12 protein-coding genes are annotated in these 13,371 nt (G+C 37.4%); 10 read left to right on the top strand and 2 right to left on the bottom strand.

The genetic code is table 11. The annotated features are described in order from the left end of the window. Positions 1-89: 89 nt before the first annotated feature. From CH362_RS00900 to CH362_RS00850, 10 genes are all read left to right on the top strand, one after another. Positions 90-278, top strand: coding sequence for a cysteine-rich CWC family protein (locus CH362_RS00900; RefSeq protein ID WP_100708483.1), 189 nt, complete (start codon positions 90-92; stop codon positions 276-278). 147 nt (positions 279-425) lie between these two features. Next, a complete protein-coding gene (locus tag CH362_RS00895; protein ID WP_100708482.1) occupies positions 426-2,318 on the top strand; it encodes an AMP-dependent synthetase/ligase in 1,893 nt (630 codons plus the stop codon). Between the two features lie 21 nt (positions 2,319-2,339). Beyond that, positions 2,340-3,962, top strand: coding sequence for an acyl-CoA dehydrogenase family protein (locus CH362_RS00890; protein WP_100708481.1), 1,623 nt, complete (start codon positions 2,340-2,342; stop codon positions 3,960-3,962). A gap of 27 nt (positions 3,963-3,989) precedes the next feature. After that, positions 3,990-4,421, top strand: a complete 432-nt coding sequence (locus CH362_RS00885; RefSeq protein ID WP_100708008.1) for a MaoC family dehydratase — start codon at positions 3,990-3,992, stop codon at positions 4,419-4,421. Positions 4,422-4,439: 18 nt separating this feature from the next. Continuing rightward, positions 4,440-5,981, top strand: a complete 1,542-nt coding sequence (locus CH362_RS00880; protein ID WP_100708480.1) for a thiolase C-terminal domain-containing protein — start codon at positions 4,440-4,442, stop codon at positions 5,979-5,981. Positions 5,982-6,312: 331 nt separating this feature from the next. Next, a complete protein-coding gene (locus CH362_RS00870; RefSeq protein WP_100708478.1) occupies positions 6,313-6,633 on the top strand; it encodes a hypothetical protein in 321 nt (106 codons plus the stop codon). Positions 6,634-6,693: 60 nt separating this feature from the next. After that, the gene (locus CH362_RS00865; RefSeq protein ID WP_100708477.1) at positions 6,694-6,939 is read left to right on the top strand and encodes a hypothetical protein; all 246 of its coding nucleotides are present in this window, start codon (positions 6,694-6,696) and stop codon (positions 6,937-6,939) included. Between the two features lie 352 nt (positions 6,940-7,291). Further along, positions 7,292-7,546, top strand: a complete 255-nt coding sequence (locus tag CH362_RS00860; RefSeq protein WP_100708011.1) for a hypothetical protein — start codon at positions 7,292-7,294, stop codon at positions 7,544-7,546. Then, the gene (locus CH362_RS00855; protein ID WP_100708476.1) at positions 7,543-8,661 is read left to right on the top strand and encodes a suppressor of fused domain protein; all 1,119 of its coding nucleotides are present in this window, start codon (positions 7,543-7,545) and stop codon (positions 8,659-8,661) included. The genes CH362_RS00860 and CH362_RS00855 overlap by 4 nt, the downstream gene beginning before the upstream one ends. A gap of 16 nt (positions 8,662-8,677) precedes the next feature. Continuing rightward, positions 8,678-9,328, top strand: coding sequence for a hypothetical protein (locus tag CH362_RS00850; protein WP_100708475.1), 651 nt, complete (start codon positions 8,678-8,680; stop codon positions 9,326-9,328). 418 nt (positions 9,329-9,746) lie between these two features. On the opposite strand, the gene CH362_RS00845 is transcribed toward CH362_RS00850, so the two are convergent. Next, on the bottom strand, positions 9,747-12,107 hold the full coding sequence (locus tag CH362_RS00845; protein WP_100708474.1) for a PP2C family protein-serine/threonine phosphatase: 2,361 nt from the start codon (positions 12,105-12,107) through the stop codon (positions 9,747-9,749). Beyond that, positions 12,104-13,354, bottom strand: coding sequence for a hypothetical protein (locus tag CH362_RS00840; protein WP_100708473.1), 1,251 nt, complete (start codon positions 13,352-13,354; stop codon positions 12,104-12,106). Before CH362_RS00840 ends, CH362_RS00845 begins: the two co-directional genes overlap by 4 nt. Positions 13,355-13,371 lie beyond the last annotated feature (17 nt).

Raw genomic sequence — 13,371 nt, 5'->3', positions numbered from 1 at the left:
TACGTCGCGTATAGTTTTATTATCTTCTCTCTTTTTATATCAATACCGCTAAAGGATTGAAAATTCCTCGCTTTCATTACTATAGAACTATGACACAAAAGAAATGCCCTCAATGTTCCAGCATTTTAGAATGTGGAGTGGACCAAGGAACTTGTTGGTGTTTTGATATTCGTTTAGATGGGGAAGCTTTGAAGAATATAAGAGAAATGTATGAAGACTGCTTATGCAAAGATTGTTTAACTCGTTTTGAAACGAACGTAGTTAATCAAAAAATTTGAATAACAGGCGTATAATATGTGAACGATTGTTCAACACATTTCAGTTTTTTTAATCTAAATAAAAATCGATTGAAGCATAGGTCCTTCAACTTAGTGTTTCCGCCGTAGGGAAAAAATCCTAGTTTATAGTGTTCTCAGGGGGAGTTCTTGGAAACTGATCAAAAATATTTTTACGATATGCTAGAAAAGACGGCATCTAAATTTCCGAATAAGGAAAGTTTTTCCCGGAGGACCAAAGAAGGAATTAAAGGAAGGACATTTTCAGAGATGAAGTCCTTAACAGATTCTTTAATTGCAGGTCTGATCGAAGAAGGAGTCCAAAAAGACGATAAGATCTTATATCTTTGTGACTCTAGCCAGAACTGGATCATAGGTGATATTGCGATCATCTCTGCAGGTGCTGTTTCTGTTCCAAGAGGAACGGATGTAGTAGACGAAGATATATTATATATTGTTAATCATTCTGAAAGCAAATACGCAATTGTACAAAAAGAAAAAGACAAACAAAGATTGATCAATCTTGGTTCTAAACTTCCAAGCTTAAAAAAAGTTTTTGTGATCGAAGATGATTTAGGTGATCTGAAATCAGGAGCCGATACGATCCAAGGTCTGATCGAAAAGGGTAAATCAAATCTTTCAAAAGATCCTGATATTGTTCGTAAAAGACTTAAACAGAAATCTCCAAACGAACTTGCTACTTTGATCTATACATCCGGAACCACTGGCGCTCCAAAAGGAGTGATGCTCACTCAAACTGGCTGGATCTCCGCAGTAGAAAAAGTAATTGGATTCGTTCAATTAACTTCTGCAGATTCAGGCGTAAGTCTTCTTCCTCCTTGGCATGCATTTGAAAGAGCAATCGAATATTGTATTCTTGAATTGGGAGCTGGGTTTCTGGTTTCCAATATCAGCAATTTGAAAGAAGATCTGAAGGAATTCCAACCTACACTGTTCCCTTCTGTTCCAAGGATCTGGGAATCCTTATATAATGGAATTATGAATAAGGTCTCCAAGGAATCCGGTTTAAAAAGAGGAGTATTTAATTTCTGTTTGAAGATCGGAAACCTTTGGGCTGTTCAAAAAGGAGTTCTATTCGGTTACGATTTCAGGATAGAAAAACCGAATTTTATCGTCTGGACCTTCTCTAAATTATTCTCTTTGGTCTTTCTTACATTATTATCTCCTCTCAAGTTACTTGCACTTTTGGTATTTAAGCCGATTCACAGTGCTCTTGGTGGAAAGTTAAGAGTTTCCGTTTCTGCGGGGAGTGCTCTTCCTTCTGTAGTTGATAAATTTTTATCTTCTATCGGACTAATTGTTTTGGAAGGATATGGAATGACTGAAACTTCTGCAGTACTTTCTATTCGTAAGCCTAAACAGCCTTCTCCTGGAACTGTAGGAACTCCAATACAAGGATATGAATGTATTCTCAAGGACGAACATGGTAATCTGGTTCCTCAAGGTGGAAAAGGAAGTCTTTGGGTAAAATCCAAACAGGTCCTTATGGGGTATTACAAACGTCCTGAGTTGAATGATGTTGTTTTTGATAAAAATGGATTCTTTGATACCGGGGATATCATGCGTTTCAATTATAGAGGCGAATTGGTATTTGCAGGAAGAGCAAAGGATACTATAGTGCTTGCCGGAGGAGAAAATGTGGAGCCAGTTCCTATAGAGGATCAACTTTTAAATTCTCCTTATGTGAACCAAGTCATGGTCACTGGTCATGAGGCAAAACATTTGGTGGTTCTGATCGTTCCAGATTTCGAAAGATTGAAGGCAGAATTTCCGGAATTGCCCGAAGATGCGAACGTCTGGAATTCTCATCCTAAGGTAAGAGAGATCTTTAAGAAAGAAGTTTCGGATAGAATATCTCGTAAAACAGGATTCAAGTCTTTCGAGTTAGTTCCTCAAAACGCATTCTATGTCATTCCAAGACCTTTTGATCCGGACAAAGAAATGACCAGAACCTTAAAGATAAAAAGAAACGAAATATTAGAAAGTTTTAAAAAAGAAGTTTCCGATCTAACCAAAAATTAGAATCGGATTGGGAGAAAGAACATGTTTTTAAATCCGTATTTAACGTCCTCCGATCTCGAATTTTACGAAACCGTAAAGGACTTTGCGAAAGAAAGAGTATTACCTTCGGTAGAAGATAGAGACGAACACGGTGTTTGGGGAGACGATATCTGGAAGGAAATGGGAAATATGGGCCTACTCGGGATTCCTGTTCCAGAAGAATTTGGAGGTCAAGGTGGAACTTGTCTTCAATGTTGTATTGCTCAAGAAGCGTTTAACGCTGGTTCTCTAGATGGAGGATTTGGACTTTCTTGGGGAGCCCATATGATTATCGGGACTCTTCCTATTCTTTTTCAAGGAACAGAAGCTCAAAAGAAAAAATACCTTCCTAAACTTGCATCAGGAGAATGGATCGCAGGTCTTGCATTAACTGAGCCTGATTCCGGTTCAGATGCAGCTGCAATGAATACATTCGCTACTAAGGTAGATGGAGGTTTCATTCTGAACGGAAGCAAATTATTCATCACTAATGGACCGAACGGACAAGTGTTCATCGTAATGGCGAGAACAACTAAGTCCAGAGGACCAATGGGAGTTTCCGCATTCATAGTAGAGTCTCATATGAAAGGATTTCATATAAGTAAAGTTCTTAAGAAGTTAGGGCATAATACTTCCATGACTGCAGAACTTTCTTTTCAAGATATGTTCGTGCCTGATGAAAATCTTTTAGGCCCTCTGAATTCTGGTTTCGTTCGTATCGGAAAAGGAACTTTAGAATGGGAAAGAACAGTTTTAGTCGCTGCTGTTCCAGGTGGTATGGAATTTGGATTGGAACTTTCTTTGGATTACGCATGGAAGCGTCACCAATTCGGAAAACCGATCTTATCCTTCTTTGGAGTACAAGAGAAGATCGCACGTAACTGGGCGTATCTATGTGCTTCCAGAAGATTGATCTATTTCGTAGCAAATAAGAAGGACCAAGATCCAACAGCGAGCCTTCCATTTGAAAGTTCTGCATTAAAAGTTTTTGTTACCGAAACTGCAGAAGAGGTAGCGAGTGACGCAGTTCAGATCCACGGCGGAATGGGTTACATGAGAGAATGTCATGTAAGTCGCCAATACAGAGACGTCAGACTTGGCACAATCGGTGGAGGAACCACTGAGGTTCAAAAAAGTATTATATCTTCTACCTATAAAGGTTTCGAAAAGTTGATGGGAGTTTTAGAACAATCTCAACCAGAAGAGATCAGGGCTAAGGCTGAGAAAATTTTAGCAAACACTCCTGAAGAAAAAGTTCTTACTGCAGCAAAAGAATTACTCAAAGCAGCAGGAGAACATTCTGACAGAAAGAAAAAACAAGCTCTGGAATTCGGATTTGCCGATCTTGCAGTATTTGTTACCACAGTTCAGTTAGGATTCTGGGACACTGCAAATTCTACTTCTGAATACAAATCAGAAGATAGACAAAGAGATCTAAAAATACTTACCTTCTACGCTGGGTGTAGATTTTTCAAAAGTGTACATTTCTTAAAAGAACTGGATGCAGAAAAAACTAAAAACCTGATGAGACTTTTCTCCGAACTTCCTTCTGTGGAAAAAGAAGTGGCTGATTGTGTAGAGTTCCTGAAAAACGGGGTCTTGGGCGCACAGTTAGAGCTAGCTTAATCCACAAAAAAGAATAAGGAAATCGGAATGTACGAAAGAGGAAAGACTTACGACGAAATACAAATAGGAGATAAGGGAAGTTTCACAAAAACGATTACTGAAACAGATATCTATCTGTTCGCAGGGATCAGTGGGGATTTTAATCCTCTACATGTGGACGAAGAATATGCAAAGACCACTGCGTTTGGAACAAGGATCGCACACGGTGGACTTGCAGCTTCTCTATTAGCTCCTGTACTCGGGATGAAACTTCCCGGGTTAGGAACAGTCGCTTTAGAAACATTAACAAAGTTCCGCAAACCAGTGTATCCTGGAGATACGATTACTTGTACAGTCACGGTGAAAGAAAAAATCCCAAGACTGAAAGCTGTCTCCATGAACATAGAGTGGACCAATCAAAAAAAAGAAATCATCGGCAAGGGAGAATGTAAAGTTCTACCTCCTTCTGCCCAAGCTTAGAATTTTCAGGAGTTATACATGAGTTTTCCCGTTCTATTAGGAGTCGCTGACAGTACGACCAAAGATTTTTCGGAAGAAGAATATAAATCGTGGAGCGGGTCTCAAAAAGTTTTTCAACATTATAAAAAATCTATAAGTACTCTTCTAGATTTTCTTGGAATGAAGAATGAGACATTATCTTCTGAGATCACTGACTTTGTAAGTATAGAAGCAGCCTCTTTAGGAAAGGGAGGTTATGGACATACAGTTCGCATTGCTAATGAACTAGGATACACTGGAATGAAAGCCCATGTGATTGACTTGGGAGGCGCCAGTGTTACTGGAGCAATCGGACAAGCAAGGACCATCTTAGTAGATAATCCAGATGCAGTTGTGTTAGTTGCTGCTGCGGATATTCCTAAATCAGCATTCCGTCAAGTTTCCGATTTAAAGATGGTAAACGAAACAGTATGTCATCCTGAATTCGAATTAGATAACGGTGCTACTCTAATCGCAATGTACGGGCTCATGATGAAAAGGATGATGTTCGAAGATGGGATTACCTTAGATGATCTAAAAGAGATCACTCAAAAATTCAGATCTAATGCGATTGGAAATCCAAGAGCCTTCTATTACGGACAAGAAATAACAGAAAAGCAAATGTCTCGTCCTATCTCTGATCCTTACCCAACTCCAATGATTGCTATCGTTACAGATCATGGATTTGCTACTATCTTAGTATCCGAAAAAAAAGCAGAAGAATGGAAATTAAAAGGTCTGATCCGTAAAGATCTAAAACCTTTACATCTTGTAGGAGCTTCTCACGCAGCTCATAGCGAATATTTCATTTTGAAGGGTGGATTCGATTCTCCTTCTAGAAATTCTGCAGAAAGACTTTTTGCGCAATCAGGTTATCAAAGAGAAGAAGTTGACTACGCTTGGATCTACGATTGTTTTCCAGGTCAGGTGATCCAACAGTCCGCTCAGTATTTTAAATTGGGCAAAAAAGACGTGGTTAATGCTCTCAAAAATTCTTCATTAAAACTTTCTAATGGAAAACAAATCCCCATCAATCAGATGGGTGGAATTTTAAATTACCAAGCTGCAATGTCTATTTCAGCTGCCACAGGGCTTGTTGATATCGCTGTACAATACGGATTATATGCGCAGTCTGCAGATATTGGAAAAGTTCCAGCTCATTCTCCGAAGATATCACTTTTGGGAGGGAATGGCGGAATAGACAGTATCAATTCTATCGCGTTATTCTCATCGGAACGTCCTTCAAGCGATAGAAAATCTAGATCTCCAGAACTTTCTCCTCTTACGTTAAACAAACCAGGTGCAGATATTGGAGAGGAAGGAACCGTTTGGTCTTCTACAACAGTAAATATGAATCCAGGATTCTCTTGGAAGCCTCCTTATTCTTTAGCTCTTGTCAAGTTGGGCGAAGATCGTTTTGTTCTCGCAAACATTCATGAGAAGGATGGGACGATCAGAAAGTCCGGGGACGAATTGCAATACGACAGAACTCGGGTGAAAATAGAGAAAGAAGGCCGAAGATGGAAGGCTTTACTTTTATAAATCGATCGTTCGTCTTGCAAAACTAAATAGATTTTTTCTAATATTCTTCGCGGAAATCTGAAAAAAAATTGATTAGAATTGTTTTAAGAAGAAATACTTTTGCTTTGTTTTTGGAAAAAAATTTCCGGACTTGAAGTACGCTCTGATTCCCTTCCGTCAGATTTTTTCTCGGAAAGCAAAAGTAACTTCGGATTGGAAATAGATCTGAAAACAAGGCAGTCAAAATTTCAGTCTAATACCTGAGACTGTCTAACCCCGAACCAAGGGGTATCTGAAAAGAAAATGCGAGAACCGTTTCCGTGATTTGATCTTTGTATAGGGGACGATATTCTTGTTTATCACTGCGGAGAACATTCGAACTGGAGAAGTCAGGACCTTCCTTGGAAAAGAAAGGATCTTAGTGCCTGATTCCAAACATACTGAGCTGGCACCTTCCCTTTCAGCGCACTGGGAGACGGTAGAAGAATGTTTGGACTTACGTAAATATTCCAAATTTTTCTATGTCTCAGAAACGGAAGGCAAATGGAAAAGGGGAGAAGAAGTTTTAATCTCCACCGAAAGACCTATTTCAGACAGACCCGGAAGTAAAAGTCTCTCTCTGGATCATGTAGATAGTTATAGGGTACTCGGAATTTTTTTAGAAAAGGAATAAAATCCGAGTAGAATACGAATCGGGAGAAGATAAGGTACGGACCCGAAGCACTCTTTAACAATGGTCCAAAAAAAGAAAAAGAAACCCTCACCTAAAAAGAAGGTAGTTAAACGGGCAAAATCCTCTTCTACCGGGACAAAAAGTGTACGTATCCCCAGAGATAACGACGTTAAGATGAGCGAAATGGTGGATTTGGCCGCCGAGATATTCGTTCAGACCTTAGAGATCTCCGCTAAAATTCCGGATAGGCTCAGATCCAGACTCATTAAAAAGCTTAAGGACGCTGCAAAAGAAGCGTTATCCTGAACATATTCTACTCTGCCTCCAGGGATAGATTTTCGATTTTGAGAAATTTTTTTCCAAAAACCTCACTCAAACGAGGTGGGATTCCTTATTTATGTCCGTCGAAATTAATATGGAAACGATGTTTTTAGCAACGGCCCTTTTCTTGATTCTTTTCGAACAATATAAGGAAAGAAAGACCCGAGAGAAGGTTTTTGTAGAACCTTTACGTAACTTCCTTCACCGTTAACCTACGGTCCAAGCGCCGGGCGAAAGGATGCCCCCGGCCTTCGTTTTTCTCGCCTCGTTAATGTTGGAACCGACTTGAATCCTTCTGGATACCAGGGATAATGGCCTTGGGCGGATTTCAACTTCTATGAAGAACAAATTACTCACACCTATCAAAGCGATAGATACCTTCGTTAAATGTAAAAAAGAAGGGGAGCGTATTCCCGTACTGGTTTGGGACAGTTTAAGGACCTACCAAAAATGGAATCAGGTGGAGTTAACAGGACTTCTAAATGCCAGCGCCTATTTTCCTGACATTCTTTTTGAAAAAGATATGGAGAAGAAGATCCAGCATCGTCTGGACGAATTTAATTCCAGAATCGTGGACATTCCTATTAAATGAATCAAACTGCTGAACCTAATATTTTATACCAAGAAGCAAATCCTTACGGATCCTTAACCGCGTATTTAGAAGACGACGGAAGGACTGTTTATCTTTATCTACAAGCCGAAGAAAGCCCTGACTTCGCGATCAAATCTGTTTGGGTATGTAATCGAATCGATGCGCCTAAAACAAGAACCGATCTAGATCTAAGATCAGGCCTTGCACCATTCTTAACAGAAGAAGAAGTTTCTGATCCTAAAGGCCAACCTGAGTTCGATCCCAAAGAGATCCATTTCATTTGGTCAGAAGAAGGAAACGGAGTCTCTTTATTCTACAAAGAAGAACTGATCGCATATCTTCCTCCTTGGTCTGGTATCAAAGGATTTCATGGATATTCTAAATTTGCGAAAATGGATACAATCACTGCGTATCCATTAGGTAACACAGAATTCGGAGTGATCCCAGATCGTATCAAGCAAGACAGAAACTTTTGGGAATACAGATCTACCAAAGGGATTTGGAAGAATATACAAGAGTCAAGACTTGCTTATCTAGAATATGTTTTTGGTAAACATGATAAGTATTGGTCTGCAGATGGTGGAAAATATCCACAACTAGGTATCGTAAGATTTGCTCCAAAGAATATGCCTGGTGTTTATGTATATTCTACCGTAGGAATGAGCGCACAAAACCTTCCTTCAGTAGAATTATACAGAAAAGATTACGAGAACTACGCGAGAATAGAATTAGTCTGCGCAGTAAAAGTTTCAGACGAAGATAGATCCGAAAGTTGGGTTCCACATCAAATCGGAGAGATCATTCGTTATCCTTGGGTCATTGGAAAATGGTTTGGTCATGGACATTCTATTGCGATGAATAGAAGAGATCCGGAAGCTTTATACTTAAGTTTTAGTTCTCTTGTTATCAGAGAGATAGGAAAAGAAGAAGGATTCCCTGAATTGACTGATTTAAAGTCTGAAAGAGGAAATCCGATCAAATTTCTAGCAATGATCCCTGTTTCAGAGGAAGAAAGGGTCTATATTGAAGAAAAAGGCGCTGAAGACTTCTTTTCCTTATTAGATTCCACTCAATCTAAGTGGATCCATAATCCAGAGAGACAATCTACAATCTGATCTGACAGTTTTTGTAATGAAGACCTTTATCTCTAAGCGATTTCTAATTTTTCTCAGCTCATTCTTAACCTTTTGCTTTCTAAATCTAAGTTTAAACGCTCAAGATAAGACTTCTGCGGCTGCGATAGAAAAAATTTGGGAGAATATTTACTCTCAAGACTTCATCTCTGCTAAAAAACTAGTACAAAAAGAACTTCAATCATCTAATTCAGAGTCATTGCAGCTTCTTTCTTTGATGGAAATCTGTTTGAATGGTCTAGAAAGATATAAACAAGCGGATGAAAGTCGTAAGAAGATCTTAAACGTTTGGGAGAAGAACCATAAAAAGGCTTATCTAGAAGAGAATTATCCCTTAAATCTTGCTACTTGGACTAGAATGGCAGTGGTTACGCCGAATATTTTAGTATTAGGAGCGGAATATTACCTTCCTTATCCCGTAAATGTTAAGAGAGAAGGCTTCTATTATCATAAATTCACTGCATATAATCGCTATAGCAAGCATGCCATTAAGTTTTTTAAGTTAGAGAACTCACCTAAAACTGAAAAAGAGTATAGATTATTCGAAATTTCAGAAGAAGGAGAGGCTAAACTAGTTAAAAATTACGGAAATACACTGCCGGATTTCAGAGATGAGATGAAAGACGTGATGAAATATCTAAATCTATAAGTGATCACACTTAAAGTGTTGTATTTTTACAACAGTATCCGTTAGAAAATCGGAAAATACTAATAAAGAAGGGCTATAAAAGAAAAAACCCGCCTCAAAGAAGCGGGTTTTAAGCTTCATTTCTTTCGTATCGAGTACGAAAGAGATGTTGTTGAAGTTAGTTATTTCTTTTTCGCAACTTTCTTCTTAGCAGCTTTTTTCTTAGCTACTTTTTTCTTAGCTGCTTTCTTGACTGCTTTCTTTTTTGCAACCATTGACGTCCTCCATGTATTAGATCTTTAATGCCCTTCATATAATATGAAAGATCAGTAAAGCTCTTGGATAGTGACATAATTAAGCAATTTACTTTTCATTGTAAAGTATTTTAATTAATTTTAGGAAAAAAATTTTAAGAAGTTGATTTAACAGTAAGTGATACTTACTCGGAGACTTCTAGACAAACAAAAGAGATATCATCGCTAGGTTCTTTGTAATTTCTAAACTCTTCTAGCGTTTTTTTAATAAGATCAGCTAGTGATTGAGCATCTTTATCGTGATTTAAGGATAATATTCGTAAAAGATTCTCTTCTCCGAAGATTTCTTCGTTATCATCGAACGTTTCAGTCACTCCGTCGGTGAACAAAACTAATTTATCACCTGGATTCAAATGAATAGTTAAGATTCTATAATCTGTTGGTAGAACACCTAAAACTCTTTGAGTTTCATTTCTAAGTTCTATTCTTCCACCTTTTCGAATACAAATTGGTGGAGTATGACCTGCATTTACGAATGAAAATGCTCCATCGCTAGCGTTATATATGCCTGCGATAGAAGTCATGAACTCGCTTCCTCTATATCTCTCGATCAAAAACAAGTTGATTGCTCTAAAAATATCAGGAAGAGAAGAAGAATTGCCCAATTGACGGCGAATAATTCCTCTTACAGCAGAAACAAGATAACCTGACCCAAGTCCATGTCCTGATACATCACCTAAGAATAATAACTGTCTTTTAGGAGAAAGTTTGAGAATATCTAGATAATCTCCTGAAATTCCTACTGCAGGAAGAGTAAAATAGCCTAATTGAACTGATTTTATGGTCTCTAACTCAGGTAAATGAAGAGTTTTATCCAAGACCGCTGCCATATTCAGGTCTCTAACAATCCTTTTCTTCTCTACTTCATCTACTAGTAGAGAGTAATTTCGAATGAGTAAGGATGCTAATCGAGTACATTCTTTTAAAAATCTAAGCTCACCTAGTGTAAAATTCTTACGATTGATCTTCTCTCCGACTAAAAATACTGCGATTACCTCTTTTCCTTTTTCAAAATTGAATAAAGGATAGGCTAGTTGGACTTCCATCTGGTTTAAAAATTTAAATACAGACTCTCTAATACCTAATCCATACGCAAGGTGAGAAGTAATAGTAACTTCAGTATGATCTTCGAAGTAAGTCCAAATTTCGGATCCGAAAGGAATTCGAATGAAGTTTAGATTTCTAAGATCTGTCCCTGAAAATTTATCCGCAGGGATCAATATTTGGAGTTTTTTTACTTCTAAGGCGTCTACAAGCCTGCGGATCAAACTATTGATGGTTGCTCTCATGGAGATTGGAGCACCAATCATTACTGATAATTCTTCTAATGCTGTGTGAAGTTTCGGATTATTTTTAAAACTCCAATAATCTATCCACTTATACAATTTATTGTTCAATGAACCTAAAAAGTAAGCAGCGGCTACAACATAGAATAAATTCCATTCTCTTTGGTGTTTTCCTAAAAATCCAGGGTTCCATCTTACAAAAAACTCCAGACCAAACAAATATCCGAAGGTTAAGATCAAGATTGAATAGATAGAAGTTAAGGAAGAACTAAAAGCGATCTGGACTGGGACCAATGAATAAGTGTAAGTTCCGAATACGATCAGAACTGGGAATAATATCAATGCCGCCATCAGATAAGGGCGGATAATGAAAAAACTTTTAGTGGATCCAAACTCTGCAATTAGGAATGGAACGATTGTAATTAAGAAAAACGCTAAAACAATACTTAACTTCTTAAAAACTTCCTGAAAAGTACCTTTGTTCCTAAATGTATGGAATACTAACTGTAAGATACAAATCCCTGCGGAGAATACATTAAAATACATTCCATTCACAGATAAGAACTGGAATAGATCTGGGTTTCCTTTTTGAGAAAGACCTACAAATCCTGCGACTAAGGAAAAAATTACCTGAGGAGCAAACCATCTGGATGGTATCTCTTTTCCTCTTAATCTAAAGGAAACATCTAAGATCAAAAATCCTGTGAAATATAAGAAGAAAAAAAACGGAAAAAGAAAATCGTGGAACGCTAATAAGAAGAAGTTAAATAAGAATAAGGAAGATAAAGATCCGAATAATAAGAAAATGTATAAGTCTCTTGTATAAAAGAAAAACCAGATCGCTACTAAGAAAAATAATAGAGATAAAAATATATCAGGTAGGAAATCCTTCAAAACTTCGAAGGAAGATCTCATATCTAAAGAAAGACTTTTGACTATACTTCCTTCTTTTGCAAAAAAATGGAATGAGTGCCCTGATAATCCGTAATCTGCCCCAAGCTTTCTGACGATCTCGTATTCTATTAGATCTATTCTCATTCCGACTAGATCTGTATGAGATCCATCGGAAACTGCGACCTTTCCGTTTGGATAAAAATAAAAAGGAAGTCTTGCTTCTTTAGAATAAGAGTTCAGTAACCCTGAAAACAGGATCAAACTGAATAAGATTACTGAAAGAAATACGATTAGAATATTTCTCACGGTTTTATCCCCAAATGTTGGAACGAAATTATATTACGATCATTCCAAGTTAAGAAGAGCGGATCTTTGCCCGGAGTTTCTATATTTTCCCAACCTATGGATGCTAAGTTTCTATCCGGTTTAGATACATCGAATAATTTGAATGTTTTCCCTATGAACCTAAGAGAGATCTTTCCTGTCTCTTTTTCTACCATTCCTACAGCAAGATCATATCTTTCTGTCCAAGAGATCTCTTTTAAGTTTTCTTCTACCAATGATTTGATCTGAAGAATATTTTTTAATTCTCCGTTTATTCTGGAAGAGTATAAGGTTCCCAATATATAACAAAGAGCTAAAACAGAAACTGCGTTTGTTACACTTAAGCGTAAAAATACAAAATAAAAATCACCAGAAGGACTTTGGAAAAATTCCAGAAGTTCTCCAGGTTCTCTGGATAATAGATCTATTTTAATATCTCCAACCATAGGAGGTTCAGGAGATTCCAAAAATTTACGGATCTTGCCTGCATTTTCTAATTCTTTTCTATATTTTTTATTTTCAGCGATCTGAGAAGATAAAATCTGATTATGAACTGCTAATGCGCATTTTCCTGCCAAGAAACCAAGTTCATGTCTTACATTGTCTTTCGGGATATTAGAAACTGCTAAAAATCCAAAAAGTTTCTCTCGGAATACAAAAGGAAGAATGAAGTTTGCTCTTAAGCTTACGAATTCTTCATTAATAATTTTGTTTTGATCCGGCTCTCCAATCATGGCTCCGGATCTTTTATTCAATATATAAGTGAGAAGTGCCGCTCTTGGGTTAATCCCTTCGAATGTGTTTACCTTTCTTTGTTTTTTATGAGCGTATGTATATAATTCGTAATGGACCAAATCGTTCTTTAAGATAGCCAATTTTCCGAAATTACTATTAGTCAGTCTTACTAATTCAGGAAATACGTTTTTGATCAATCCTTCCGAATCAAATCTTCTATGAGCTAATCTAGAAGAACCGGGATCATCGCTTAGATATTCAGAAACGAATGTTGATTTTAAAAATCCTGAAATTTTTTCTTGGATAGGTAATATTGCAAAAACTCCAAAAACCAAACAAGTTAGAACTGCAATCTCACTTACGAATTCTATTTCTTTGGGAAGAAGGTAAATACTGAGTTCATACAAACCTAGGATAACGAATACAGAAAGTAATCGTACAGCTACAGTGATAGCTGAAGAGATAAGTCGTAGATCAGAAAAATAGGTCTTCACGTTTCAGGGATTCGATA

The organism is Leptospira saintgironsiae (assembly GCF_002811765.1).
In the GTDB taxonomy this organism is placed as follows: domain Bacteria; phylum Spirochaetota; class Leptospiria; order Leptospirales; family Leptospiraceae; genus Leptospira_B; species Leptospira_B saintgironsiae.
This window is presented reverse-complemented; position numbering and strand designations above follow the sequence as displayed.

What these genes read in the sequence shown, in the direction of transcription:
- CH362_RS00900 (WP_100708483.1), top strand. Translation starts at nt 90, where the DNA reads ATGACACAAAAGAAATGCCCTCAATGTTCCAGCATTTTAGAATGTGGA.
- CH362_RS00890 (WP_100708481.1), top strand. Translation starts at nt 2,340, where the DNA reads ATGTTTTTAAATCCGTATTTAACGTCCTCCGATCTCGAATTTTACGAA.
- CH362_RS00885 (WP_100708008.1), top strand. Translation starts at nt 3,990, where the DNA reads ATGTACGAAAGAGGAAAGACTTACGACGAAATACAAATAGGAGATAAG.
- CH362_RS00880 (WP_100708480.1), top strand. Translation starts at nt 4,440, where the DNA reads ATGAGTTTTCCCGTTCTATTAGGAGTCGCTGACAGTACGACCAAAGAT.
- CH362_RS00865 (WP_100708477.1), top strand. Translation starts at nt 6,694, where the DNA reads ATGGTCCAAAAAAAGAAAAAGAAACCCTCACCTAAAAAGAAGGTAGTT.
- CH362_RS00860 (WP_100708011.1), top strand. Translation starts at nt 7,292, where the DNA reads ATGAAGAACAAATTACTCACACCTATCAAAGCGATAGATACCTTCGTT.
- CH362_RS00855 (WP_100708476.1), top strand. Translation starts at nt 7,543, where the DNA reads ATGAATCAAACTGCTGAACCTAATATTTTATACCAAGAAGCAAATCCT.
- CH362_RS00850 (WP_100708475.1), top strand. Translation starts at nt 8,678, where the DNA reads ATGAAGACCTTTATCTCTAAGCGATTTCTAATTTTTCTCAGCTCATTC.